The 24,206-nt window shown below is 72.2% G+C and carries 23 protein-coding genes; 19 read left to right on the top strand and 4 right to left on the bottom strand.

The genetic code is table 11. The features are described 5' to 3' along the window. Nucleotides 1-47: 47 nt before the first annotated feature. The 9 genes from BJ958_RS03430 (at nucleotide 48) to BJ958_RS03470 (ending at nucleotide 10,431) form a co-directional block, all read left to right on the top strand. Complete coding sequence (locus BJ958_RS03430; RefSeq protein ID WP_179725545.1) at nucleotides 48-2,264, top strand: malate synthase G; 2,217 nt, start codon at nucleotides 48-50, stop codon at nucleotides 2,262-2,264. After that, a complete protein-coding gene (locus BJ958_RS03435) occupies nucleotides 2,261-3,502 on the top strand; it encodes a DUF6986 family protein (RefSeq protein WP_179725546.1) in 1,242 nt (413 codons plus the stop codon). Before BJ958_RS03430 ends, BJ958_RS03435 begins: the two co-directional genes overlap by 4 nt. Beyond that, a complete protein-coding gene (pucL, locus tag BJ958_RS03440; RefSeq protein WP_179725547.1) occupies nucleotides 3,499-4,395 on the top strand; it encodes a factor-independent urate hydroxylase in 897 nt (298 codons plus the stop codon). The genes BJ958_RS03435 and pucL overlap by 4 nt, the downstream gene beginning before the upstream one ends. Continuing rightward, the gene (uraD, locus tag BJ958_RS03445) at nucleotides 4,395-4,850 is read left to right on the top strand and encodes a 2-oxo-4-hydroxy-4-carboxy-5-ureidoimidazoline decarboxylase (protein ID WP_179725548.1); all 456 of its coding nucleotides are present in this window, start codon (nucleotides 4,395-4,397) and stop codon (nucleotides 4,848-4,850) included. The genes pucL and uraD overlap by 1 nt, the downstream gene beginning before the upstream one ends. Beyond that, on the top strand, nucleotides 4,847-5,158 hold the full coding sequence (uraH, locus tag BJ958_RS03450) for a hydroxyisourate hydrolase (protein WP_179725549.1): 312 nt from the start codon (nucleotides 4,847-4,849) through the stop codon (nucleotides 5,156-5,158). The genes uraD and uraH overlap by 4 nt, the downstream gene beginning before the upstream one ends. Then, on the top strand, nucleotides 5,148-6,482 hold the full coding sequence (gene allB, locus BJ958_RS03455; RefSeq protein ID WP_343052549.1) for an allantoinase AllB: 1,335 nt from the start codon (nucleotides 5,148-5,150) through the stop codon (nucleotides 6,480-6,482). Before uraH ends, allB begins: the two co-directional genes overlap by 11 nt. Beyond that, nucleotides 6,479-7,306 carry a bifunctional allantoicase/(S)-ureidoglycine aminohydrolase gene (locus BJ958_RS03460; protein ID WP_179725551.1) on the top strand — a complete coding sequence of 276 codons (828 nt, stop codon included), beginning with the start codon at nucleotides 6,479-6,481 and terminating at the stop codon, nucleotides 7,304-7,306. The genes allB and BJ958_RS03460 overlap by 4 nt, the downstream gene beginning before the upstream one ends. Before the next feature lie 110 nt (nucleotides 7,307-7,416). After that, nucleotides 7,417-8,910 carry an RNA polymerase sigma factor gene (locus BJ958_RS03465; protein ID WP_179725552.1) on the top strand — a complete coding sequence of 498 codons (1,494 nt, stop codon included), beginning with the start codon at nucleotides 7,417-7,419 and terminating at the stop codon, nucleotides 8,908-8,910. 123 nt (nucleotides 8,911-9,033) lie between these two features. Next, nucleotides 9,034-10,431, top strand: coding sequence for a cellulase family glycosylhydrolase (locus tag BJ958_RS03470; protein ID WP_179725553.1), 1,398 nt, complete (start codon nucleotides 9,034-9,036; stop codon nucleotides 10,429-10,431). An 80-nt stretch (nucleotides 10,432-10,511) separates the two neighbouring features. Here BJ958_RS03470 and BJ958_RS03475 read toward each other — a convergent pair whose 3' ends face one another. Further along, on the bottom strand, nucleotides 10,512-10,733 hold the full coding sequence (locus BJ958_RS03475) for a DUF7455 domain-containing protein (RefSeq protein WP_179725554.1): 222 nt from the start codon (nucleotides 10,731-10,733) through the stop codon (nucleotides 10,512-10,514). Nucleotides 10,734-11,033: 300 nt separating this feature from the next. On the opposite strand from BJ958_RS03475, the gene BJ958_RS03480 reads away from it, so the two are divergent. The 4 genes from BJ958_RS03480 to BJ958_RS03495 all read left to right on the top strand — a co-directional run bounded on the left by BJ958_RS03480 (nucleotide 11,034) and on the right by BJ958_RS03495 (nucleotide 15,939). Continuing rightward, nucleotides 11,034-13,130 (top strand): DNA gyrase/topoisomerase IV subunit B, encoded by a 2,097-nt coding sequence (locus BJ958_RS03480; RefSeq protein ID WP_484549455.1) that lies wholly within the window; start codon nucleotides 11,034-11,036, stop codon nucleotides 13,128-13,130. A 121-nt stretch (nucleotides 13,131-13,251) separates the two neighbouring features. Continuing rightward, nucleotides 13,252-14,262 (top strand): methionine ABC transporter ATP-binding protein, encoded by a 1,011-nt coding sequence (locus BJ958_RS03485; RefSeq protein ID WP_179725555.1) that lies wholly within the window; start codon nucleotides 13,252-13,254, stop codon nucleotides 14,260-14,262. Then, entirely contained in the window at nucleotides 14,259-14,939 is a 681-nt protein-coding gene (locus tag BJ958_RS03490) for a methionine ABC transporter permease (RefSeq protein WP_179725556.1), read from the top strand. The genes BJ958_RS03485 and BJ958_RS03490 overlap by 4 nt, the downstream gene beginning before the upstream one ends. Nucleotides 14,940-15,003: 64 nt before the next feature. Continuing rightward, nucleotides 15,004-15,939, top strand: coding sequence for a MetQ/NlpA family ABC transporter substrate-binding protein (locus BJ958_RS03495; protein ID WP_179725557.1), 936 nt, complete (start codon nucleotides 15,004-15,006; stop codon nucleotides 15,937-15,939). A 19-nt stretch (nucleotides 15,940-15,958) separates the two neighbouring features. Here the strand turns inward: BJ958_RS03495 and BJ958_RS03500 are convergent, their stop codons facing one another. Then, the gene (locus BJ958_RS03500) at nucleotides 15,959-16,861 is read right to left on the bottom strand and encodes a LysR family transcriptional regulator (protein WP_179725558.1); all 903 of its coding nucleotides are present in this window, start codon (nucleotides 16,859-16,861) and stop codon (nucleotides 15,959-15,961) included. A gap of 199 nt (nucleotides 16,862-17,060) precedes the next feature. Between BJ958_RS03500 and sfnG the strand changes: the two genes are divergently transcribed. From sfnG to BJ958_RS03530, 6 genes are read left to right on the top strand one after another with little or no spacing between them, the layout of a single operon-like run. Continuing rightward, complete coding sequence (sfnG, locus tag BJ958_RS03505) at nucleotides 17,061-18,179, top strand: dimethylsulfone monooxygenase SfnG (RefSeq protein ID WP_179725559.1); 1,119 nt, start codon at nucleotides 17,061-17,063, stop codon at nucleotides 18,177-18,179. Then, nucleotides 18,179-19,375 (top strand): SfnB family sulfur acquisition oxidoreductase, encoded by a 1,197-nt coding sequence (locus tag BJ958_RS03510; protein ID WP_179725560.1) that lies wholly within the window; start codon nucleotides 18,179-18,181, stop codon nucleotides 19,373-19,375. Before sfnG ends, BJ958_RS03510 begins: the two co-directional genes overlap by 1 nt. 31 nt (nucleotides 19,376-19,406) lie before the next feature. Continuing rightward, on the top strand, nucleotides 19,407-20,564 hold the full coding sequence (locus BJ958_RS03515; protein ID WP_179725561.1) for an LLM class flavin-dependent oxidoreductase: 1,158 nt from the start codon (nucleotides 19,407-19,409) through the stop codon (nucleotides 20,562-20,564). Further along, nucleotides 20,561-21,058, top strand: a complete 498-nt coding sequence (locus BJ958_RS03520; RefSeq protein ID WP_179725562.1) for an NAD(P)H-dependent oxidoreductase — start codon at nucleotides 20,561-20,563, stop codon at nucleotides 21,056-21,058. The genes BJ958_RS03515 and BJ958_RS03520 overlap by 4 nt, the downstream gene beginning before the upstream one ends. Then, complete coding sequence (locus BJ958_RS03525; RefSeq protein WP_179725563.1) at nucleotides 21,055-21,564, top strand: flavin reductase family protein; 510 nt, start codon at nucleotides 21,055-21,057, stop codon at nucleotides 21,562-21,564. The genes BJ958_RS03520 and BJ958_RS03525 overlap by 4 nt, the downstream gene beginning before the upstream one ends. Nucleotides 21,565-21,583: 19 nt before the next feature. Continuing rightward, nucleotides 21,584-21,955 carry a hypothetical protein gene (locus BJ958_RS03530; protein ID WP_179725564.1) on the top strand — a complete coding sequence of 124 codons (372 nt, stop codon included), beginning with the start codon at nucleotides 21,584-21,586 and terminating at the stop codon, nucleotides 21,953-21,955. A 6-nt stretch (nucleotides 21,956-21,961) separates the two neighbouring features. Here the strand turns inward: BJ958_RS03530 and BJ958_RS03535 are convergent, their stop codons facing one another. Together BJ958_RS03535 and BJ958_RS03540 are read right to left on the bottom strand one after the other, a co-directional pair. Continuing rightward, nucleotides 21,962-22,456, bottom strand: a complete 495-nt coding sequence (locus BJ958_RS03535) for a beta-class carbonic anhydrase (RefSeq protein WP_179725565.1) — start codon at nucleotides 22,454-22,456, stop codon at nucleotides 21,962-21,964. Between the two features lie 10 nt (nucleotides 22,457-22,466). Next, entirely contained in the window at nucleotides 22,467-24,200 is a 1,734-nt protein-coding gene (locus BJ958_RS03540; RefSeq protein WP_179725566.1) for an MFS transporter, read from the bottom strand. Nucleotides 24,201-24,206: the final 6 nt, after the last annotated feature.

A 24,206-nucleotide genomic window follows, 5' to 3' on the forward strand; every position in this document is an offset into this window, starting at 1 on the left:
CCCCGGCCGCCGTATCCTCGGGACACCCCCTGCGGAAAGGTGCCGAGATGTCATCCCAGACGGACGAGTCGGACCGGGTCGCGCTCGGGGGGCTGCGGGTGGCGCCGGTCCTCCACGCGTTCGTCCGCGACGAGGCGCTGCCGGGCAGCGGCCTGGACGAGGCGGCCTTCTGGACCGGTGTCGAGGCGCTGCTGCGGACCTTCGTCCCGCGCAACCGCGCGCTGCTGGCCCGACGCGACGAGCTGCAGGCGCAGCTCGATGCCTGGCACACGGCGCACCCGGGCCCGGTGACCGACCAGGCGGCCTACGTCGCGATGCTGCGCGAGATCGGCTACCTGGTCGAGGAGCCGGACGACTTCGAGATCGAGCCGGGGGAGGTGGACGCGGAGGTGGCGGTCCAGGCCGGGCCGCAGCTCGTCGTCCCCGTCCTCAACGCCCGCTTCGCGGCGAATGCGGCCAACGCGCGCTGGGGTTCGCTCTACGACGCGCTCTACGGCACCGACGTGGTGCCGGAGGACGACGGGCGCGAGCGGGGTGCGTCGTACAACCCCCGCCGAGGGGCGGCCGTCATCGCGCGGGCCCGGGCGTTCCTGGACACGCACTTCCCGCTCGCGATGGGCAGCCACGCCGACGCGACCGGGTACGCCGTCACCGGCGGCGGCCTCGTCGTCGACCTCGCCCACGGCTCCACCGGCCTCGCCGAGCCGACCCAGTACGTCGGGCACCGCGGTGACCCGGCGACCCCCGAGGCGGTGCTGCTCGTCCACCACGGGCTGCACGTCGAGGTCCAGGTCGACCGCACGGACCCGGTCGGCCGCGACGACCCGGCAGGGATCAGGGACGTCGTCCTGGAGGCGGCCGTCTCGACGATCATGGACCTCGAGGACTCGGTGGCCGCCGTGGACGCCGAGGACAAGGTCGTCGGCTACCGCAACTGGCTGCTGCTCAACCAGGGCACGCTGAGCGCGGAGGTGAGCAAGGGCGGCACCACCTTCGTCCGCGGCCTCGCGCCCGATCGCACGTACGACGGTCCGCACGGTCCGTTCACGCTGCCCGGCCGGTCGCTGCTGTTCGTGCGCCAGGTCGGGCACCTGATGACGACCGACGCGGTCCTCCTCGACGGCCCGGACGGTCCGGAGGAGGTGCCCGAGGGAGTGCTCGACGCGGTCATGACCGCGCTGTGCAGCCTGCCCGACCTGCAGGGGCGCACGGAGCGGCCGAGCTCGCGGGTCGGTGCGATGTACGCGGTCAAGCCGAAGATGCACGGCCCCGACGAGGTCGCGTTCACCGACGACCTGTTCGCCGCCGTCGAGGACCTGCTCGGTCTGCCGCGCGCGACGATCAAGCTCGGGATCATGGACGAGGAGCGGCGCACCTCGGCCAACCTGAAGGCGTGCATCCACGCCGCCCGCGGCCGGGTCGCGTTCATCAACACCGGGTTCTTGGACCGCACGGGCGACGAGCTGCACACCTCGATGCAGGGCGGCCCGATGGTCCGCAAGGCCGCGATGCGCTCGACCGCGTGGATCGCCGCCTACGAGGACCGATCCGTCGACATCGGCCTGGCCTGCGGCCTGGCCGGACGGGCGCAGATCGGCAAGGGGATGTGGGCGGCGCCGGACGCCATGGCCGCGATGGTCGAGCAGAAGATCGCCCACCCGCAGGCCGGCGCGAGCTGCGCCTGGGTGCCGTCGCCGACCGCCGCCACCCTGCACGCGATCCACTACCACGAGGTCGACGTCGCGGCCCGGCAGCGCGAGCTCGCCGGCGGGCTGGTCGAGGGGCGGAGCACGACGCTCGAGCAGCTGCTCACCGTGCCCCTCGCCGACGACGCCGAGGTGGCGGCCTGGTCCGCGCAGGACAGGGCGGACGAGGTCGACAACAACCTGCAGGGCGTCCTGGGCTACGTGAAGCGCTGGGTCGACGACGGCATCGGCTGCTCCAAGGTGCCCGACATCCACGGTGTGGCCCTGATGGAGGACCGGGCGACCTGCCGGATCTCCAGCCAGCACGTCGCGAACTGGATGCGCCACGGCGTGGTCACCCGCGACGAGGTCGAGGCGGCGCTGCGGCGGATGGCTGCGGTCGTCGACGAGCAGCAGGCCGGCGAGGGTTACGTGCCGATGGGTCCCGGCTTCGACGGCCACGCCTTCGCGGCGGCCCGGGCGCTGGTCCTCGAGGGGCTGACCCAGCCCAACGGCTACACCGAGCCGATCCTGCACCGGCAGCGTCGTTCGGTGAAGCGCGAGGCGGCGCAGGGGTGAGCACCGACGCGCTCGCCGCGACCCTGACGGCGGACCTCGACGCACGACTGGCCGAGGCCGACGCGGCACTGGCGCGCGACTACCCCGGCGAGCGGCCCGGCCGACAGCCGGTGCACACGCTCTACGTCCCCGCCGACCGCTACGACGCCGGCCTGGTCCCGCGCGCCGGAGCCGAGGCGCTGGCCGCCCTCGACGAGCACGCCGACGCCTTCGCCGCGCTGGTGGGCGATCCCGCGATCGTCGAGCGGGTGCGGGCCAAGCTGGCGGCCGAGCCGGTCGAGGACCTGCGGATCGACTTCGAGGACGGCTACCTCGACAAGTCCGACGCCGAGGAGGACGCCGACGTCCAGCGGGCCGCGACCGACCTCGCTGCGAGCCAGCGCGACGGACGGGCCGCGCCGTTCGGCGGCATCCGGGTCAAGAGCCTCGACCCGGCGACCCGGGCGCGGGGGATCCGCACCCTCACCGCCTACGTCGCCGTCCTCGCCGCGGCGGGAGCCGACCTCTCCGGGTGGGTGGTGACCCTGCCGAAGGTGACCAGCGTCGACCAGGCGGAGGCGATGGTGCACGCTTGCGCCACGCTCGAGCAGCACCTCGGGCTGGCCGCGGGAGCGCTGCGCTTCGAGGTCCAGGTCGAGACGCCGCAGTCGATCCTCGGCGCCGACGGCACCGCCCTGGTCGCCCGGATGATCCACGCGGCGGGGGCTCGGCTGACCGGGCTGCACTACGGCACCTACGACTACTCGGCCTTCTGCGGGATCTCCGCGGAGCAGCAGTCGCTCGAGCACGCGGTGGCCGACCACGCCAAGGTGGTGATGCAAGCGGCCGCGGCCGGCACCGGGGTGCGGCTCTCCGACGGGTCGACCAACCTGCTGCCGGTCGGCGGCCCCGCGGAGGTGGCCGCGGCGTGGGCCAACCACCTCCGTCTCGTGCGCCGATCGCTCGAGCACGGGTTCTACCAGGGCTGGGACCTGCACCCGGCCCAGCTCCCGACCAGGTACGCCGCGACCTACGCCTTCCACCGCGCCGGGCTGCCGAGCGCGGTGGCGCGGCTCGCCGCCTACCTCGGGGCCCGCACCGACCACGGCGGGATCGCCGACGAGCCCGCGACCGCACGCGCCCTCGCGTCGTACCTGCTGCGTGGGCTCGACTGCGGCGCCGTCGACCCGACCGAGGTGCCCGACGTCGCAGCGCTGCGCGACCTGGCCGCCGGACGACCGGAGAGGAGCCGCGCATGACCCACCACCTGGGAGCCAACCAGTACGGCAAGGCGGAGACCCGCGTCGTGCGGATCGTCCGCGACTCGCCGGTGCACGAGATCCGCGACCTCAACGTGTCGACGACACTGCGCGGCGACTTCGCGGCCGCCCACGTCGCCGGTGACCAGGCGGCGGTGCTGCCCACCGACACCCAGAAGAACACCGCGTTCGCCTACGCCAAGCTGCACGGAGTCGACTCGCCCGAGGACTACGCGCTGGCCCTGGCCCGCCGGCTCCTCGATGCCTGCCCCGCCGCCCGCCAGGCCCAGGTCCGGGTCGAGCAGTACGCCTGGGACCGGATCGGCGACCACTCCTTCGTACGCCGCGGCGGCGGCGTGCGGACCGCCGTCGTGACCGTCGGGCCCGACGAGGCCCACGTGCTGTCGGGCGTCGAGGACCTGGTGCTGCTCAACACCACCGACTCCGAGTTCAAGGGCTTCCTCCGCGACGAGTTCACCACCCTCGCCGAGGCGGACGACCGGATCCTCGCCACCGCTCTGGTCGCCCGGTGGCGGCACACGACGACCGACGCGGGCAGGGAGACGGACTGGAACGCGTCGTACGACGCCGCGCTCGCCACCTTGCTGAGCACCTTCGCCGGCACCTACTCCCGCGCGCTGCAGGAGACGCTCCACGCGATGGGCGGCGCGCTGCTCGACGCGCAGGACGGGCTGGCCGAGGTGCGCTTCTCGGCGCCCAACAAGCACCACTTCCTCGTCGACTTCAGCCCGTTCCGCGTCGACGGGCTGACCAACGAGGGCGAGGTCTTCGTCGCCGCCGACCGGCCCTACGGCCTGATCGAGGCCCAGGTCGTCCGCGACGACGCGCCGCCGGCCGGCGACGCCTGGCTCGGCGTGCCGGGGTTCTGCTGATGACCGGCGTGACCACGACCCGGGAGACCCTGCTCGGCTGCCTGTCCGTGCCGCGCTGGGCCGACGAGGTCCTCGCCGGGCAGCCGTACGACGACCGGGCGGCCCTGCTCGCCGCCGCCGACGCCGCGGCCCGTGCGCTCAGCGACGCCGAGCTGGACCAGGCACTCGCGGCCCACCCGCGGATCGGCGAGCGCGGGGGAGCGCGCTCGCAGCGCGAGCAGGCCGGCGTCGACCCCACCGCCGGTGACACCGCACCCCGGCTCGCCGCCGGCAACGCCGCCTACGAGCAGCGCTTCGGGCGGGTCTTCCTGATCCGCGCCGCCGGCCGGGACGCCCCGGCGATCCTCGCCGAGCTCGAGCGCCGGATGGGCAACGACGACGCCGCGGAGCGCGCCGAGACCGTCGACAACCTGCGCCAGATCGCCCTGCTCCGGCTCGAGGAGGTCCTGTCATGAGCTCCCTGTCCACCCACGTGCTCGACACGGCGAGCGGGCGCCCGGCGGCCGGCGTACCGGTCCGGCTCGAGACCCGCTCCGGCGCGCTGCTCGGCGACGGGGTGACCGACGCCGACGGCCGCATCGCCGCCCTCGGGCCGGCGGACCTGGCCGAGGGCGTCTACGTCCTGCGTTTCGACACCGCCGCCTACGTCACCGGCTTCTACCCCGAGGTCGTCGTCGTGTTCACGATCGCCGATGCCGGCCAGCACCACCACGTGCCGCTGCTGCTCAGTCCCTACGGCTACTCGACCTACCGTGGCAGCTGACCTCGACCTGGTCGTCCGCGCCCGCCGCGCGGTCGTGGGTGACCGGGAGCAGGCGGTGGCGGTGGGCGTCGCCGGCGGCCGGATCGCCGTGCTGGCGTCGTACGACGACCCGCCGGCCGCGGCCGCGGCCCTCGCCCTCGGTGACGACGAGGTGCTGCTGCCCGGCCTGGTCGACACCCACGTGCACGTCAACGAGCCCGGCCGCACCGAGTGGGAGGGCTTCGCCTCCGCGACCAGCGCCGCGGCGGCCGGGGGCGTCACCACGATCGTGGACATGCCGCTGAACTCGATCCCGCCCACCACGACCGTGGCCAACCTGCGGGCCAAGCAGGACGCGGGGCGGGGGCAGGTGCAGGTCGACGTCGGGTTCTGGGGCGGCGCCGTCCCGGGCAACCTCGCCGACCTCGAGCCGCTGCACCGGGCCGGGGTCTTCGGGTTCAAGTGCTTCCTGCTCGACTCCGGCGTCGCGGAGTTCGGCCACCTCGACCCCGACGGCTTCGCCGCGGCGATGGCCGAGACCGCCCGACTCGGCGCGCTGATGATCGTGCACGCCGAGGACGGCTCGCTGCTCGACGAGTCCGCCCTCGACGGGGAGCACTACGCCGGCTTCCTGGCCTCGCGACCCGCGGCCGCGGAGGAAGCGGCGATCGCCCTGGTCGTCGACCGGGCGCGGGCGACCGGTGGCCGGGCGCACGTCGTCCACCTGAGCAGCGCGGGCGCCGTCCCGGTGCTGCGCGCCGCCCGGACCGAGGGCGTCGACGTCAGCGTCGAGACCTGCCCCCACTACCTGACCTTCGACGCCGAGCACGTCGCCGACGGCGCCACCGAGCTGAAGTGCTGCCCTCCGATCCGGGAGGCCGCCAACCGCGAGGCGCTGTGGGCCGCGCTGGCCGGGGGAGACGTCGACTTCGTGGTCTCCGACCACTCGCCCTGCACCGCCGACCTCAAGCACCGTGACGGCGGCGACTTCGGCGCCGCGTGGGGTGGCATCGCGTCGGTCCAGCTCGGCCTGCCGGCGGTGTGGACCGCCGCCCGTGCCCGCGGACGAACGCTGGCCGAGGTCGTGGGCTGGATGGCGACCGCGCCGGCGGACCGGGTCGGGCTGGCCCACAAGGGGCGGATCGCGGTCGGCGCCGACGCCGACCTGGTCCGGTTCGCCCCGGACCAGGAGTTCACCGTCGACGTCGAGCGGCTGCTCCACCGCAACCCGGTCTCGCCGTACGCCGGGCGACGTCTGGTCGGCGTGGTCCGCGAGACGTGGCTGCGGGGCGTCCCGGTCGACGGCACTCCCCGCGGAAGGCTGCTCGAGAGAGGAAGACGATGACCTACCCCACGACCTACCACGTCCCCCGGGGCGGGCTGCCGCCGCAGAACGCGCTGACCACCGACCGCGCCCGGTTCACCGAGGCGTACGCCGTGATCCCGGCCCGCACGCTCAGCGACATCACCGCCTCCTTCCTGCCCGGCTGGACGGGGATGCGGATGTGGGTGCTCGCCCGGCCGCTGTCGGGCTTCGCCGAGACCTTCAGCCAGTACGTCGTCGAGGTCGCGCCCGGCGGCGGCTCCGACGCCCCCGAGGCCGACCCGGGTGCCGAGGCCGTGCTCTTCGTCGTCGCCGGCACCCCGGTGCTCACGCTCGACGGCGCCGAGCACCGCCTCGAGCCCGGCTCCTACGCGTTCCTCCCGCCCGGCTCCCGCTGGACGCTGCACAACCGCTCCGACGAGACCGCGGCCCTCCACTGGATCCGCAAGGCCTACGAGCGGGTCGCCGGCCTCGACGTGCCTCCCGCCTTCGTCACCCGCGAGCAGGACGTCGCGCCGATCGAGATGCCCGGCACGGCCGGCGCCTGGTCCACCACCCGCTTCGTCGACATCGCCGACCTGCGCCACGACATGCACGTCAACATCGTCACCTTCGAGCCCGGCGGCTCCATCCCGTTCCCGGAGACCCACGTCATGGAGCACGGGCTGTACGTGCTCGAGGGCAAGGGCGTCTACCTGCTCAACCGGGACTGGGTCGAGGTCGAGGCCGGCGACTTCATGTGGCTGCGTGCCTTCTGCCCCCAGGCCTGCTACGCCGGCGGTCCGGGGCGCTTCCGCTACCTGCTCTACAAGGACGTCAACCGGCACGCCGGGCTGTCCACGTGACGACAGGCGGGCCCCGATGCCGGAGTGGCTGGGGGAGCCGTGGCAGAATGAGAAAAGCGGTCTTGACACCTCCGGTCTTTGCCGCGCCCTAGAACCGTCAGCATCGAGAGGTGTTCGTGTCCTCGAACCATCGTTCGGTCCCGCCCGCCCTGCTCAGCCACCCGTCGATCGCCGCGCTCATCGAGCGCGCCGAGCCGATCGGCCGGGTCGCCGCGGAGGACCTCCGCCAGGCATTCGCCGCCGCTGAGGTCGCCCCGGCCCAGCTCAAGGGCCTGATGGCCCACCTGTCGGGTCTCGGCATCTCCGTCGAGCTCGGCGCGCCCGTCGAGCAGCGCGCCGTCGCCGCGGCCGCACGCAAGACGGCGTCGGCGACCGCGACCACCGCCAAGAAGGCAGCCCCGGCGCCGGCCAAGAAGGCCGCTCCCGCCCCGGCGCCGAAGGCCCCGGCGAAGAAGGCGGCGCCCGCGAAGGCAGCCGACGAGGACGCCCCGGTCGACCTCGGCGACCTCGAGGTCGAGGCCGCTCCGGTCGTGGGCCCCGACGGCAAGAAGATCCTCGCCGACATCCCCGACGAGCAGTTCGAGAAGGACGTCGCCGCGGACCCGACGATCAAGGAGGACGAGAAGAACGCGTCCTTCATCGTCTCCTCCGCCGACGAGACCGACGAGCCCGCCCAGCAGGTCATGGTCGCCGGCGCGACCGCCGACCCGGTCAAGGACTACCTCAAGCAGATCGGCAAGGTGCCGCTCCTCAACGCCGAGATGGAGGTCGAGCTCGCCAAGCGGATCGAGGCCGGCCTGTTCTCGGAGGAGAAGCTCGGCAAGGGCGGCAAGCTCTCCCCGAAGGTGCAGGAGGAGCTCGAGTGGATCGCTGAGGACGGTCGCCGCGCGAAGAACCACCTGCTCGAGGCCAACCTGCGACTCGTCGTCTCCCTCGCCAAGCGCTACACCGGCCGCGGCATGCTGTTCCTGGACCTGATCCAGGAGGGCAACCTCGGTCTGATCCGCGCGGTGGAGAAGTTCGACTACACCAAGGGCTACAAGTTCTCGACGTACGCCACCTGGTGGATCCGTCAGGCGATCACCCGCGCCATGGCCGACCAGGCCCGCACCATCCGTATCCCGGTGCACATGGTCGAGGTCATCAACAAGCTCGCCCGCGTCCAGCGCCAGATGCTGCAGGACCTCGGTCGCGAGCCCACCCCGGAGGAGCTCGCCAAGGAGCTCGACATGACCCCGGAGAAGGTCGTCGAGGTCCAGAAGTACGGCCGCGAGCCGATCTCGCTGCACACCCCGCTGGGTGAGGACGGCGACTCCGAGTTCGGTGACCTGATCGAGGACTCCGAGGCCATCGTCCCGGCCGACGCGGTGTCGTTCACCCTCCTCCAGGAGCAGCTGCACGCCGTCCTCGACACGCTCTCCGAGCGCGAGGCGGGTGTCGTCTCGATGCGCTTCGGCCTCACCGACGGCCAGCCGAAGACCCTCGACGAGATCGGCAAGGTCTACGGCGTGACCCGCGAGCGGATCCGCCAGATCGAGTCGAAGACGATGTCGAAGCTGCGGCACCCGTCGCGCTCGCAGGTCCTGCGCGACTACCTCGACTGACAGCTCCACGCACGGCGGCCCCACCGGATCCCGGTGGGGCCGCCGCCGTTCTCGGTGAGACCTCTGGACAACTCGCGGTCGGCTCCGCCACGCTGGGCACGCCGCGGAACCTGAGGAGTGTTCATGTTTGCTCGCGTCGTCGCCCTGGCCGTCCTCGTGCCCGTGCTGGCCCTGCCCGTCGTGCCTCGTGCCGGTGCGGTCGAGCCCGGCCCGGTGCCGGTCACGACGAGCGAGATCCGCACCCCGCTGCACGTCGACGGTCGCCGCCTGCGCGACGCCGACGGCCGCGACGTGCTGCTGCGGGGCATCAACCTCGGCCGCAAGAGCGCGCCGTACCTCCCCGACGTCACCGACGCCGACCTCGCCCGGATCCGCAGCCTCGGGCTCAACCACCTGCGGCTCTACACGTCGTGGCAGGCCGTGATGCCGAACCCGGGGCACGTCGACACGGCGTACCTCGCCCGCTTCCGCGACCTGGTCGACCGCGCCGGCGCCGCCGGGCTGCTGGTGACCGTCGACATGCACCAGGACCTCTACGGCAAGCCGGCCGGCAACGGGGCCCCGCTGTGGGCCTACCGCCCCGGCCTGTGCCCCTCGCTGCCGCTGGCGCAGCTCACGGGCGCCTGGGGAGCCGACTACTTCTCGCCCGCGGTGGACTGCGCCTTCACCGCCTTCTGGACCTCCGCCGACCTCCAGCGCTCCTTCGCCGATGCGTGGGTCGCGGTCGCCCGGGCGGTCGGCGACGCGCCGAACGTGGTCGGCTACGACCTGTTCAACGAGCCCTTCCCGGGCCTGGTGCCGCCGGTGGTGTTCGAGACGGCGTACCTGTTCCCGAGCCAGGCTCGCTGGCTCGAGGCGATCCGTACCGTCGATCCCGACGCCGTCGGCTTCATCGAGCCGAACGTCATCAAGTCCGAGACCGTCGTCGAGATCCCGCCGGTCGGCCTGATGCCGCCGAACTCCGTCTACGCGCCGCACCTGTACGGCCCCTGGGACCTGACCGCCGACGTCCCGCTGCTCGAGAAGACCCGGGTCCTCGCCGACGCCGCCGTCGCCTCGTCGCGGCTGGCCGCCTCGCTGGCGGGCGTCCCGCTGTGGATCGGGGAGTGGGGCGTGTTCTCCGGTGCCGGCGGCGCCGCTGGGTACGTCGACCACGTCTACGACATGGCCGACAGCGCCCTGGCCGGCACCGCGCTGTGGGAGTACACCGACCCCGGCTACGGCCCGTTCCGCTCCGACGGCGGCCCGACGCCGATCCACGACGCGGTCCGGCGCCCGTACCCGCAGGCCGTCCCGGGCACCCTCACCGAGGTCCACTACGACAGCGCCACCGGTGCGCTGGACGTGGCGTGGACCGGCAGCCCCGGCGGTACGGCGTCCCTCCAGGTCCCGGCCGGCACCTACCCGGGCGGCATCCGGGTCACCGGCGCCACCGGGTGGACCTGGGACCCGGCCAGCGGTGTGCTGGACGCCACGCTCGCGCCGGGCGCGGGCGCGCTGCGCGTCGTGCCCCAGGGCTGAGTGGGGACCCTGGGACCGGCGAGCGCCCGCAAAACGGCCGAGGCCCCGAGCGCTGCTCGGGGCCTCGGCGCGGATCCGGGTCAGTCGGCGGCGGGCGCCGGCTTGTCGGTCAGCTTGTGGGTCTCGTCGTGGAAGTTGACGGCGACGTCCTTGAGCGCATCTCCGTGCTCTCGCGCGTGGTGGGCGCAGAAGAGAAGCTCTCCGCCCGTGGCGAGCTCTACGCGGAGGTAGGCCTGGGCGCCACAACGGTCGCAGCGGTCCTCCGCGGTCAGCGGGGCGCTGGGAGCAACAGCAGTCGTCATCTCGGGCCTCTCTTTCGTGCGATCACCACCCTCAGCGGGTGGACGTCCGGATCAACGTAGCGACTGGATCAAAGATTCCCGTCTCCATGTGGTCCATTCCACTTTCGCTTTCACCTTCATCCAAGCACCTGATGGGGGAAGCTTCTGTGATTTTCCACTGCCCGAAACAAGCTTGTGACCATCCGATCGACCGGTTCGGTGTGACCCGTCCGGGTTCCGTCATCCTCCTCCGCTCGTAGGCCGTGTCCCTGTGCTGGCGCCCGGCGTGTCGCGGGTAGATTCGTCCTCTCAGCCGTACCCGTGATCCACCGTGAGGAGCCGGTCATCGCCGACAACACCTACAACGCAGCACACCTCCTGGTCCTCGAGGGCCTCGAAGCCGTGCGCAAGCGTCCCGGGATGTACATCGGCTCCACCGACACCCGGGGGCTGATGCACTGCCTCTGGGAGATCATCGACAACGGCGTCGACGAGGCGCTCGGCGGCTTCGCCCGCACCGTCGACGTGACCCTGCACCCCGACGGCTCCGTCGAGGTCTACGACGACGGGCGCGGCATCCCGACCGACAAGGAGCCCAAGACGGGCCTGACCGGCGTCGAGGTCGTGGCGACCAAGCTGCACGCCGGCGGCAAGTTCGGCGGCGGCTCGTACGTCGCCACCGGCGGTCTGCACGGCGTCGGCCTCTCGGTCGTCAACGCGCTGTCGAGCCGGATGGACATCGACGTCGACCGCTCGCCGGCCAGCCAGGGCATCAGCTTCCAGCGCGGCGTACCCGGCGTCTTCGACGGCGAGGGCCCCGGCGCCTCGTTCACCCCGCAGTCCGGCCTGTCCCGCAAGGGCGGCCGCGTGACCAAGGGGCGGTCCGGCACCCGGATCCGGTTCTGGCCCGACCGCCAGATCTTCACCAAGGACGCCGACTTCGTCCTCGACGGGCTGATCGGGCGCGCCCGGCAGACCTCGTTCATCGTCCCCGGCCTCGAGCTGGTCATCAGGGACCAGCGCGCTGCGGATCAGGCGGAGTGGACCGAGGAGAGGTTCCGCCACGACGGCGGCATCGGCGAGTTCTGCGACTACCTCGCCACCGGCGAGCCGGTCACCGAGGTGCTGCGGCTGCAGGGCAGCGACGTGTTCACCGAGACCGTCCCGCTGCTCGACGACAAGGGCCACATGACCCCGCAGGACGTCGAGCGCGAGCTCACCGTCGACGTCGCGGTGCGCTGGGGCAGCGGCTACGACACCGAGCTGCGCTCGTTCGTCAACGTGATCGCCACCCCCAAGGGCGGCACCCACGTCTCCGGCTTCGAGAACGCCCTCACCAAGACGTTCAACGAGTCCATGCGCGCGGCGAAGGCGCTCAAGGTCAACGACGACGACGTCATCAAGGACGACATCCTCGAGGGCATGACCGCGGTCGTCACGGTCCGCCTCGCCGAGCCCCAGTTCGAGGGCCAGACCAAGGAGATCCTCGGTACGCCGGCCGCGCGGACCGTGGTGCGCAAGGTCGTGGCGAAGGAGCTCAAGGAGTTCCTGACCTCGACCAAGCGGGCCGAGAAGGCGCAGGCCAAGCTCTTGATGGAGAAGGTCGTCGCGGCGTCCAAGACCCGGATCGCGGCGCGGCAGCACAAGGAGACCCAGCGCCGGAAGAACGCGCTGGAGTCCTCGACGCTGCCGGCCAAGCTCGCCGACTGCCGCTCCGGCGACAACGAGCGCACCGAGCTGTTCATCGTCGAGGGAGACTCCGCGCTCGGCACTGCCAAGCTGGCCCGCAACGCCGAGTTCCAGGCGCTGCTGCCGATCCGCGGCAAGATCCTCAACGTGCAGAAGGCGTCCGTGGGCGACATGCTCAAGAACGCCGAGTGCGCCTCGATCATCCAGGTCGTCGGCGCCGGCTCCGGGCGCACCTTCGACCTCGACGCCCGTCGCTACGGCCGGATCATCTTCATGGCCGACGCCGACTCCGACGGCGCCCACATCCGCACCCTGCTCGCGACCCTCTTCTTCAAGTACATGCCCGACCTGGTCAAGGCCGGCCGCGTCTACTCCGCCGTCCCGCCGCTGCACCGCATCGAGATCTCCAACCCCAAGAAGGGCCAGGAGAAGTACGTCTACACCTACTCCGACGACGAGCTGCAGCGGAAGCTGGCCGAGCTGAAGAAGAAGAACGTCAGGTGGAAGGACCCGGTCCAGCGCTACAAGGGTCTGGGCGAGATGGATGCCGACCAGCTGGCCGAGACCACCATGGACCCGCGTCGTCGTACCCTGCGCCGGCTCACGGTCGACGAGCTCGAGGTGGCCTCCGAGGTGTTCGAGCTGCTCATGGGCAGCGACGTGGCGCCCCGCAAGGAGTTCATCATCCAGGGGGCCTACGAGGTCGACATGGAGACGCTCGACGCCTGACCCGGCCGGAACCGCCGACGGTGGCATCGGCGGAACCGTGCGCGTTCTGTGGCGCAGGTCTCTGGCGCGACCGGCCAAAGTCCATAAAGTCAGTCGAGATACATTCGACGACAGGACAGCCATGATCGAGATCTCCGGACTGACCAAGAGCTACGGCTCGACCACCGTGCTGGACGGCATCGACCTGCAGGTCCCGGACGGCCGGATCGCGGCCGTCGTGGGCCCGAGCGGGGCGGGCAAGAGCACCCTCGCACGCTGCGTCAACGCACTGGAGCGCCCGACGAGCGGCAGCGTGACGGTGCACGGGCAGGACCTCGCCGCACTGTCGGGCAAGGACCTGCGCCGCGCCCGCCAGCAGATCGGCACCGTGTTCCAGTCGGCGAGCCTGCTGCGCCGGCTGACGGCGGCGCAGAACGTCGCCCTGCCGCTGCGTCATCAGGGCGTCGCCGAGCCCGAGGTACGTCGACGGGTCGGCGAGCTGCTCGAGCGCGTGGACATGCTGCACCGGGCCAACCACTACCCGTCCCAGCTCTCCGGTGGCCAGCGCCAGCGGATCGGCATCGCCCGAGGGCTCGCCCTCCAGCCGTCGGTGCTGCTCTCGGACGAGGCCACCTCCGGGCTCGACCCCGAGTCCACCCGGGCGATCCTCGCGCTGCTGACCGAGCTGCGCGACGACCTGGGTGTCACGATCCTCGTGATCACCCACGAGATGGACGTCGTGCGGGGCATCGCCGACCACGTGGCCCAGCTCGACCACGGCCGGATCGTCGAGCAGGGGCCCGTCAGCGACGTCGTACGACGCTCCGACTCGCCCCTGGCGCAGGCACTGCTGCCCATGCCGCCGGTGCTGTGCGTGCCCGGGCTGCGGCAGTGGCGGCTGCGGCTCGCGGGCGACGTCGCCCCGACCTGGCTCTCCCGGGCCGGCGCCGAGCTCGGCGTGGACGTCGCCGTGCTGGCCGCCCTGGTGGAGGAGTCGGGCGCGGTGCCCGTCGGCCGCCTGGTCGTCGGCCTGCCGCCACGGCTCGAGGACGAGGTCGTCGTGACGACCTTCCGGCGGCTCGGGGTCGTCGCCGAGCCCGAGGTCGGGGTCGAGCCCGTCCCCGAGCGGGCGAGCCGGGAGTCGGCCGCATGAGCGCCCTGGCCCCGCTGATCGCCACGCCGTGGCCCGACGTCCCCGACCTGCTGCTGCCCGCGCTGGGGGAGACGGCGCGCACGGTCGCAGTGGTGATGACGATCGTCGTCCTGCTCGGCGGCCCCCTCGGGCTCCTCATCTTCAACACCTCGCCGTTGGGGCTCACGCCGAACCGGGCCGCCCACGTGACGATCAGCTGGATCGCCAACCTGGGCCGGTCGCTGCCGTTCCTGGTGCTGATGGCCGCGATCATCCCGGTCACCAAGCTGGTGTTCGGCACGACCATCGGCTTCAAGGCGGCCCTCATCCCGATGGCGGTGGCCGGCGTCGCCTTCTTCGCCCGGCTGACCGAGAACGCCGTGCGCGAGGTGCCCCGCGACCTGCTCGACGTCGGCCTCGCGGGCGGCTCCGGCAGGTGGCAGATCATGGCCGGCATCCAGCTGCGCGAGGCGCTGCCCGGCCTGGTCGCCGGCTTCACCCTCAATGTCATCGCGATGATCGAGTACTCCGCCATCGCCGGGGCGATCGGCTCCGGGGGCATCGGCTACCTGGCCGTCAACTACGGCTACCGCCGCTTCGACAACACCATCATGATCGCCTGCATCGTCTTGCTGATCGCTCTCGTGCAGCTGATCCAGTTCACCGGCGACCGCGCCGTCCGCGCGCTCACGCACTGACACTCCGCACCGACGCTGACGCGTCCCCGTGCTGCCTCCACCCCCTGCGAAAGGAAGCTCTGCCATGTCCACCACCCGTTCCACCCTCGACACCCACACCCCGGGTGACCGGCCCGAGATCGACCTCGGCGGCGGCCGCGGTCGCCGCTGGATCCTCCTCGCCGTCGCCGGCGTCGTGCTGATCGGCGTCGTCGTCGCGCTCGTGCTGCGCTTCGCGGCCGACGACGAGAAGACCGTCGCCGGCAGCCACTTCTCCGACGACTTCGCGATCGCCTACCAGGCCAGCTCCGCCTCCGAGCAGGCGTTCCTCGAATACCTCGACAAGGAGATCGCGCCGGACTACGGCGTCCACATCGACGGCGTCGGGATCGAGGACGGCAACCAGCTCGACCAGGCCACGGCCGACGGGAAGTACATCGCGAACATCTACCAGCACAAGCACTGGCTCCAGCAGGTCACGGACTCGACCGGGATGAGGCTGACCGCGCTGGGTCCGGTGTTCCAGTGGTCGTACTCGATCTACTCGGCGCGCTTCGGCTCGCTCGAGGAGCTCCCGGACGGCGCGACCATCGCGCTGCTCAACGACCCGGCCAACACGGCGCAGGCCCTGTGGATCCTCGAGCGGGCCGGCGTCCTGACCTTCAAGGACGGCGTGAACCCCTGGGCCGCGACCGAGCAGGACATCGCGAGCAACCCGCGTGGATTCCGGTTCACCTACATGGAGTACGGCGCCGGCCCGCGCACCCTGGACTCGGTCGACGCCGTCGTGGACTACAACATGTCCTTCGTCGACGCCGGCACCCCGGACGACCAGCGGATCTACGCCCCCGACGCGCCCAAGGAGTTCGCCGGTCAGCTGGTCGTCGGCACGGCGTACCTGGACGACCCGCAGGTCGCCAAGCTGAAGAAGGTCTTCTTCGACCCGCGGGTGCAGGAGTACCTCGCGACGAACGACGACCCGGACCTGTCGGGCCAGCTGGCTCCGGTCTCGGCGAGCTGACGCGGGCCCTGGGAGGGGCTCAGGCCGCGAGCCTCCGCGCGTGCGCGACGAGCGCCGCGTGGAGGTCGCGGACCGCGGCCCGGACGTGATCGGTCTTGCGCTGCAGGAGGACCAGGGTGACCCGGGTGGCGTCGCCGGCGATCGGACGGGCGGTGATCAGCCCGGCCAGCTCCAGCGGGTCGCCGGCGACGCTGTAGTCGGGGAGCACCGTGACGCCCAGGCCCTGGGAGACCATGAACTTCCCCATCTCGGCGCCGTCGGTCGTGTGGCACACCCGGGGCAGCCGGCTGCCGAAGATCCGGTGCGCGAAGCGGTGCATCACGTAACCGGCCCGCATGGCGACGAAACGCTCCTCGCGCAGCTGGTCGACGCTCACCTCGTCCGCTGCCGCCAGCGGGTGGTCGGCCGGCATCACGACGACAGGGCGCCCGTGCAGCAGGGCGGTACCCAGCAGGTCGTGCGCCGGCTCGTCGCCGGCCAGCAGGTTGACCAGACCGAGGTCGAGGGAACCTTCGAGGAGGCCCTGCTGGATCTCGGCCTGCTGCACGTTGAGGACCTCGACGGTCGCATTGGGGGCCGACTCCTGGAAGTCCCGGGAGGCCGGGACCAGCAGGGTCGAGGTGGCCGCGTTGACCGTGCCGATCCGCACGGTGCGGCTCACGTTGTGCTGGTCGCCCGCAGAGGTCCGGAGCCGGTCGACCGCGTCCAGGACCGCGACCATGTCCGGCAGCAGGTCCAGGCCCTGGCGGCTGATCCGGGCGCCCGTCCGTCGCCGGTCGAGCAGGGTCACCCCGAGCTCCCGCTCGAGCTTGCTGACGGCCTCGCTGAGCGCGGGCTGCGAGATGTGCAGGCTCTCACTCGCGCGGCGCAGCGACCCGTGCTGCGTCACGGCCGCGACGTACTCCAGCTGCTCGATCCTCATGGCGGCCTCTCAAATCAAGTAAGTAGAGTCAGTTACTATGAAAAGCGTAGCGCAGCACGGCCGGGGCCCGATCTGCGCGGAGTGGAAGGCCCTGCCGATGGTGCCGTCGTGCATTGCGACGGCGAACCGCGCGGTTCGGCCTTGTCCGGCCAACCAAAGACGAGCAATCTGATCGACATACCCGAATTGAGGAGCAGTGATGACCAGCAACCCGACCCGCGCGCCCGAGCCGCTGAAGTTCGCCTACTGGGTGCCCAACGTGAGCGGCGGCCTCGTGGTGAGCAGGATCGAGCAGCGCACCGACTGGGGACTCGACTACAACATCGAGCTTGCCCGGCTGGCCGAGGCCAACGGCTTCGACTACGCCCTCTCGCAGGTGCGCTACATCGCGTCGTACGGTGCCGCCTACCAGCACGAGTCGACCTCGATCAGCCTCGCCATCGCGCTGGCGACCGAGCGGCTCAAGGTGATCGCCGCGGTCCACCCGGGCCTGTGGCAGCCGGGCGTGCTCGCCAAGCTGGTCGCGAGCTCCGACCAGTACACCAAGGGCCGGTTCTGCGTGAACGTCGTCAGCGGCTGGTTCAAGGACGAGTTCACCAAGCTCGGCGAGCCGTGGCTCGAGCACGGCGAGCGCTACCGCCGGTCGGAGGAGTTCATCCGGTACCTGCGGGAGATCTGGACCAGCGAGCACGCCGAGCTCAACGGCGACTTCTACCGGCTGCACGACTTCGACCTCAAGCCGAAGCCGTACGACGTGCCCGGCCGCGCGCACCCCGAGATCTTCATGGGCGGCAACTCGACCGACGCGCGCGGCATGGGCGGCCGGGTCGCCGACTGGTACTTCATGAACGGCAACACCCCCGACGGCATCGCCGAGCAGATCCACGACGTCAGCGACGTCGCCGCCGTCAACGGCCGGGCCGGACAGGTGCGCTTCGGCGTCAACGGCTTCCTCATCGGTCGCGACACCGAGGCCGAGGCCCGCGACGTGCTGCGCGAGATCGTCGACAAGGCCGACCGCGAGGCGGTCGAGGGCTTCGGGTCCGCGGTCAAGCAGGCCGGGCAGTCGACCGGCGACAAGGTCGGCATGTGGCAGGACTCGGAGTTCGCCGACCTGGTGCAGTACAACGACGGCTTCCGCACCGGCCTGATCGGCACGCCGGAGCAGATCGCCCACCGGATGCTGGAGTACAAGCGCCGCGGTGTGGACCTGTTCCTGCTCGGCTTCCTGCACTTCCAGGAGGACGTGCAGTACTTCGGGCGCGAGGTGCTCCCGATCGTGCGCGAGCTCGAGGCCGCGGAGCTGGAGCGGGTCTGATGCCGGTCCCCGTGCTGTCCGACCGCGAGGCGATCGCCGTCGCCGCCGAGCTCGGCGAGCGGTTCGCGAAGGGCGCGGCCGCGCGCGACGCCGACCGGGTGCTGCCCGTCGACGAGCTCGCCGAGCTGTCCGCGTCCGGGCTGCTCGCGGTGAGCGTGCCTGCGGCGTACGGCGGTGCCGGGCTCCCGGCGTCCGTGCTGGCAGAGGTGTTCCGCCTGCTGGCCGCCGGCGACCCGAGCATCGCGCAGGTCCCGCACAGCCACTTCGTCTACGTCAACGCGCTCAGCCACCAGGGGACGCCCGACCAGCAGGCGTTCCTCTTCGGCGAGGTGCTGGACGGGAAGCGGTTCGGCAACGCCCAGTCCGAGATCGGCACGCGCCACGTGCGTGACTTCCGGACCACGTTGCGGCCCGACGGCGCCGGCGGCTGGGTGCTCGACGGGGAGAAGGGCTACGCCACCGGCGCCCTGCTCGCCGACTGGATCCCGGTGCTGTGCCACCTCGACGTCGACGGGCCGTTGCACGTCGCCTGGGTCGAGCGGCACGCCCCCGGCGTGAGCGTCGTCGACGACTGGAACGGCATGGGCCAGCGGACGACGGCCAGCGGCACGGTGCGGCTCGAGGGCGTCGCCGTCGGCGCGGACCGGATCACGCCGTACCACCTGACCTTCGAGGGGCCGCAGACCTACGGCGCCTTCGCCCAGCTGCTGCACGCGGCTCTCGACGCGGGCATCGCCCGCGCCGCCCTCGCCGACGCGGCGGAGTTCGTCACCACCAAGAGCCGGCCCTGCCCGGACGCCATCGCGGAGCTCGGCACCACCCGGCACGCCGAGGACCCCACGGTCGTCCAGGCGTTCGGCGAGCTCGAGCTCGCGGTGCGGGCCGCGGAGGCGCTGCTCGCCGAGGCCGGTCGCGCGGTCGACCGGGCCGATGCCGACCTCGATGCCGAGTCGGCCGGCGCCGCCAGCCTGGCGGTCGCGGCGGCGCGGGCCGCGACGACCAGCGCGAGCCTCGAGGCGGGCACGCGTCTCTTCGAGGTCAGCGGGACCCGGGCCGCCCTCGACTCCCTCAACCTGCACCGGCACTGGCGCAACGCGCGCACCCACACCCTCCACGACCCGGCCGCCTGGAAGGTGCGTCACCTGGGGCGCTGGGCCCTCGACGGCCAGCTGCCTCCCAACCACGGCCAGCTCTGACCACCCACCCGCGGACTCGCAGAAGGACGACATGACTCATCAGCTCAAGTTCCACTGGTTCCTGCCCACCAACGGCGGCGACGGACGACACGTGGTCGGCGGGGGACACGGCGTCACCTCGTTCACGGGGGAGCGCCCCAACTCCGTCGCCTACCTGGGCCAGATCGCGCGCAGCGCCGAGCAGCTCGGCTTCGAGGCGGCGCTGACCCCGACCGGGGCCTGGTGCGAGGACGCCTGGGTCTCGACGGCCATGCTGAGCTCGCTGTCGGAGCGGCTGAAGTTCCTCGTCGCCTTCCGGCCCGGTCTCACCTCGCCGTTCCTGGCGGCGCAGATGGCCGGGACCTTCCAGAACCTCTCCGGCGGCCGGCTGCTGCTGAACGTGGTCACCGGGGGCGAGTCCCACGAGCAGCGGATGTACGGCGACCACCTCGACAAGGACGCTCGCTACGAGCGCTGCGACGAGTTCCTGCACCTGGTCCGCGCGCTCTGGGCGGGGGAGAGCGTCACCCACGAGGGCGAGCACTACCGCCTCGACGACGCGGTGCTGGCGCAGATCCCCGACCCGCTGCCGGAGATCTACTTCGGAGGATCGTCGGCCGCCGCCGGCCGAGTGGCCGCCCGGCACGTCGACGTCTACCTGACCTGGGGCGAGCCGCCGGCCGCCGTACGGGAGAAGATCGAGTGGGTCTCCAAGCTGGCCGCCGACGAGGGGCGCCAGCTGCGCTTCGGCATCCGGCTGCACTCGATCGCCCGCGACACCTCCGAGGCGGCCTGGGCCGAGGCGGACCGGCTCCTCGCCGGCATCGACGACGACCAGATCGCACAGGTCCAGGCGGGCCTGCGGCGCAGCGAGTCGGTGGGCCAGGCCCGGATGCTGGAGCTCAACGGCGGCAGCAGGGACTCCCTGGAGATCCACCCGAACCTGTGGGCCGGGGTCGGCTTGGTGCGGGGCGGCGCCGGAACTGCCATGGTCGGCAGCTTCACCGAGATCGCCGACCTGGTCGAGCAGTACGTCGAGGTGGGGATCTCGGAGTTCGTGATGTCCGGCTACCCCCACCTCGAGGAGTCCTACTGGTTCGGTGAGGGCGTGCTGCCCGAGCTGGCCCGGCGGGGCCTGTGGTCACACCCGGCTCCGGCCGCCCGGTCGGTCGCAGCGGTGCCCTTCGGTGGCCGTCAGGTGGTGTCGTGAGCACAGCGGTCGTCGTCGGCAATCCCAGGCCGGCGTCGCGCACCCTCGCCGCGGCGACGCTGCTCGCCGGCCAGCTGACCGGCACGACGCCCGACCCGGTCGTCGACCTCGCCACCGTGGGCGCCGGCCTGCTGGAGCTGGACGACCCCGGGACCGGGCGCCTGGTCGAGCAGGTGGAGCAGGCGGACGTCGTGGTGTTCGCGTGCCCGACCTACAAGGGGACCTACACCGGGCTGCTCAAGCTCTTCCTCGACCGTTTCGAGGCGCGGCCCCGACCCGCGCTCGCCGTCCCGCTGATGCTGGGGGCGGGTCCCGGGCACTCACTGGCCGCCGAGCTGACCCTGCGTCCGGTGCTCGCCGAGCTCGGCTTCACCACCGTGCGCGGCCTGTACGTCCTCGACAGCCAGCACGATGACCCGGCCGCCCACGCGGCCTGGCTGGAGCAGGTCCGGCCGGTCGTCTCCGCCCTCCACCGATCGGGAGCATCCGCATGAGCCTCACCGCACTGACCACCAACCAGGACCTCGACCCGGGGCGGCTGCGTGAGGCCTTCGGCGTCTTCCCGAGCGGCGTCGTCGCCGTGGCCGCCGAGGTCGACGGCACGCTGACCGGGCTCGCCGCGAGCTCCTTCACCTCGGTCAGCCTCGACCCGCCGTTGGTCTCGTTCTCGGTGGCGAACACCTCGAAGACCTGGCCGGACCTGCGCCGCGCCGACCACCTGGGGCTCACCGTGCTGGCCGAGCACCACGGAGACGTGTGCCGGCGGCTGGCGGGCCCGGTCGAGCACCGCTTCGACGACGTCGAGGTGACGGTGAGCCCCGAAGGCGCGGTGCTCCTGGACGACGGGCTCGCCCGCTTCGACTGCACCATCCACCACGAGGTCCGGGCGGGCGACCACACCCTCGTGCTGCTCGAGCTGCACGCCGTCGACCACGCCGACACGGCGCAGCCGCTGGTGTTCCACCGCAGCGGATTCGGGAGGCTCACCGCCGCCGTGTGACCTGTGCCAGCATGAGGCCATGAGCGCCGCCGACCGCACCGCCGTCGTCAAGCTGCTCAAGGCACGCGGCGCCAAGACCCGGCGCGGTCACCTGCGGATCCCGGTCGGCGAGCTGTTCTGGTACGTCGACGTGCTCGCCGACGGCGTCGGCCCGACCGCGCCCCTGCGGCTCGAGGTCGGCTGCTGGACCGGTGCACTGCCGCCCGAGCCCGACGGCGGCGCCGTCGACTGCCCGCTGCTGATGGACGTGCCGCTCGGCAGCGACCCGGTCGGCACCGCCACGGCGCTGCTCGACCGGATCACCGCACTCGGCGACCTCGCAGGTCTCGGTCGCAGCCTGGGCGACCTGCCCGGTGCGCTGGTCGACCAGCGGCTGCGGGACCTGCTGTAGGAGGCCTCAGACCTCCTGGGACAGCAGGCCCGTGTCGACGTCGTAGATGAACCCGCCGACCTTGACCGAGTCGGGGATGAGCGGGTGCGAGGTGACCTTGCGGACGTCCTCGGCCAGGCTCCGCTTCTGGTCCTCGATCACGTGGAAGGCGTGCCAGGTGACGTCCTGGCCGACAGCGGCGCCGATCTTGTCGTGGATCTCGGCCTCGCTGTTCGACGCCATCGCACAGCGGGTGTGCGGGATGACCAGGATCCGGTCGACGTTGAGCAGGTGGGCGCCGAGCACGAGCGCCTCGAGGGCGGCCTCGGTGACGCGGCCACCCGGGTTGCGGAAGATCTTGGCGTCGCCGTAGTCGAGGCCGAGCATCCGCAGCGGGTCGATGCGGGAGTCCATGCAGGTCACGATCGCGACACCGGCATGGGCCTTGCCGTCGAACCCGCCCTGGTCGAAGGTCTCGGCGTAGTCGCGGTTCGCCTTCAGCAGATCGTCGAAGTCACCCATGAGCCTCAGGTTAGCCCCCGGCGCGCAGCACCTCGGCGGTGTCCACGTCCCGGGTGTGTGCTCTCGACAACACTGCCAGGGCGAGCACGGCGGCCGCGAAGGCCGCCGCGGACGCACCGCGGAACACCGCCTGCTCCTGCAGGATGCCGAGCTCGCTGATGCCGAGGCTCGGGTCGGCGGCGCGCTCGGCGTACAGGCGGCGCAGGCCGATCGTGGTCAGCGCCGAGATCCCGACCAGCATGCCGACCATCCGGGCCACGACCACCAGTGCGCTGGCGAGGCCGTGGGCGTCGTCGTCGGTGCTGGCGAGGATCGCGGCGTTGACGGGCGCGAGGGCCAGGCCGAAGCCGAAGCCCCCGACGACCAGCGGGACGTTGGACGCGAACCCGTCGAGGCTGTGCGCGCCCCACTGGCCCATCACCAGGAAGGAGCCGCTCGCGGCGAGCATGCCGACGGCGGTGAGGACCCCCGCATTGGTACGGCGCAGCAGCCAGCCGCCCACGACCGCGCCGACGGGCAGCGCGGCCAGGAAGCGCAGCAGGACCAGCGCCGCGCCGAGCTGGGACTCCTTCTCGGTGGTCGTGCGGGCGAACAGGGGGATGTCGACGAGGGCCGCGATCAGGGCCCAGCCGACGAGGAAGCTGACGACGAGGGACCCCCACGCGGGGACCGCGCGCAGGGCGCCGCGGGGCACGATCGGGGCGTCGGCCCGGCGCAGGTGCACCACGAGCAGCACGGCCGCCACGGCCGAGCCCGTGAGGAACCACGGTCCCTGGGGGGAGAAGACCGCGACCTCGGGGTCGGCGGTCGCGAAGGCCAGCACGATGCCGCCGAGGACGATCGCCAGCAGGCCCGCACCGGGCAGGTCGGCGGCGAGCAGGTGGCCGAGCCAGCCGCGCAGGTCGACCAGCGCCCGCGGCCGGAACCAGCACCACGCCACCAGCAGCACGAAGGCGGCGAGTGCTGCGATGCCGACCGGGGTGACCCAGCGACTGCCCCCGTCGACGTACGGGATGAACAGCTGGCCCCAGGCGAGGTCGCGCTGCAGGCTGCCGGGCTCGACGAAGGTGAGGAAGCCGGCGACCAGGGTCGCGGCGAGGAGCAGGACGCCGAGGGTGCGGTCGAGGTGTCGGCGGGCGTCTCGATACGCCGTCTCCGTCCCTTCGTCGCTCCGGCGGCTGCCCGACGAGCTCACGAGGCCGACCGCGACGACCAGCAGCGCACCGACGGCGAGGTTGATCGCGAAGATCCCGCGCCAGGAGGTGAAGGAGAGCACGAGGGCCCCGAACAGCGGGCCGAGGACGCTGCCGAACTCCTGGACCGCCGAGACGATGCCGAGAGGGAGCCCGCGCCGCTCGACCGGGTAGAGGGCGGCGACCAGCGACATGGTCGCGGGGACCAGCCCACCGCCGCCGACGCCCTGCAGGAAGCGGCCGGCGACCATGCTCGGCAGGTCGTAGGAGATCGCGGTGACCAGCGAGCCGGCGGAGAACACCACGAGCGACATCGCCAGCACCGGCACCTGGCCGCGCAGGTCGGCGATCCGGCCCACGAGCGGCAGGATCGCGACGTACCCCAGCAGGAAGCCGGAGACGATCGGCGCTGCCCGCTGGAGCTCCTCGACCGGGATGCCGGCGCCGGCCATCATGTCCGGCAGCGCGAGCACGACGACGTAGGTGTCGACCGCCGCGAACGCCACGGCGAGCGTGCAGAAGGCCAGCAGCAGCCGGTTCGCCGTGCTCATCGCAGG

It is taken from the genome of Nocardioides kongjuensis (assembly GCF_013409625.1).
GTDB classification, from domain to species: domain Bacteria; phylum Actinomycetota; class Actinomycetes; order Propionibacteriales; family Nocardioidaceae; genus Nocardioides; species Nocardioides kongjuensis.

Coding starts and splice junctions, on each gene's coding strand:
- BJ958_RS03430 (WP_179725545.1), top strand. CDS start 48: ATGTCATCCCAGACGGACGAGTCGGACCGGGTCGCGCTCGGGGGGCTG.
- pucL (WP_179725547.1), top strand. CDS start 3,499: ATGACCCACCACCTGGGAGCCAACCAGTACGGCAAGGCGGAGACCCGC.
- uraD (WP_179725548.1), top strand. CDS start 4,395: ATGACCGGCGTGACCACGACCCGGGAGACCCTGCTCGGCTGCCTGTCC.
- uraH (WP_179725549.1), top strand. CDS start 4,847: ATGAGCTCCCTGTCCACCCACGTGCTCGACACGGCGAGCGGGCGCCCG.
- BJ958_RS03460 (WP_179725551.1), top strand. CDS start 6,479: ATGACCTACCCCACGACCTACCACGTCCCCCGGGGCGGGCTGCCGCCG.
- BJ958_RS03470 (WP_179725553.1), top strand. CDS start 9,034: ATGTTTGCTCGCGTCGTCGCCCTGGCCGTCCTCGTGCCCGTGCTGGCC.
- BJ958_RS03475 (WP_179725554.1), bottom strand. CDS start 10,733: ATGACGACTGCTGTTGCTCCCAGCGCCCCGCTGACCGCGGAGGACCGC.
- BJ958_RS03485 (WP_179725555.1), top strand. CDS start 13,252: ATGATCGAGATCTCCGGACTGACCAAGAGCTACGGCTCGACCACCGTG.
- BJ958_RS03490 (WP_179725556.1), top strand. CDS start 14,259: ATGAGCGCCCTGGCCCCGCTGATCGCCACGCCGTGGCCCGACGTCCCC.
- BJ958_RS03495 (WP_179725557.1), top strand. CDS start 15,004: ATGTCCACCACCCGTTCCACCCTCGACACCCACACCCCGGGTGACCGG.
- BJ958_RS03500 (WP_179725558.1), bottom strand. CDS start 16,861: ATGAGGATCGAGCAGCTGGAGTACGTCGCGGCCGTGACGCAGCACGGG.
- sfnG (WP_179725559.1), top strand. CDS start 17,061: ATGACCAGCAACCCGACCCGCGCGCCCGAGCCGCTGAAGTTCGCCTAC.
- BJ958_RS03510 (WP_179725560.1), top strand. CDS start 18,179: ATGCCGGTCCCCGTGCTGTCCGACCGCGAGGCGATCGCCGTCGCCGCC.
- BJ958_RS03515 (WP_179725561.1), top strand. CDS start 19,407: ATGACTCATCAGCTCAAGTTCCACTGGTTCCTGCCCACCAACGGCGGC.
- BJ958_RS03525 (WP_179725563.1), top strand. CDS start 21,055: ATGAGCCTCACCGCACTGACCACCAACCAGGACCTCGACCCGGGGCGG.
- BJ958_RS03530 (WP_179725564.1), top strand. CDS start 21,584: ATGAGCGCCGCCGACCGCACCGCCGTCGTCAAGCTGCTCAAGGCACGC.
- BJ958_RS03535 (WP_179725565.1), bottom strand. CDS start 22,456: ATGGGTGACTTCGACGATCTGCTGAAGGCGAACCGCGACTACGCCGAG.
- BJ958_RS03540 (WP_179725566.1), bottom strand. CDS start 24,200: ATGAGCACGGCGAACCGGCTGCTGCTGGCCTTCTGCACGCTCGCCGTG.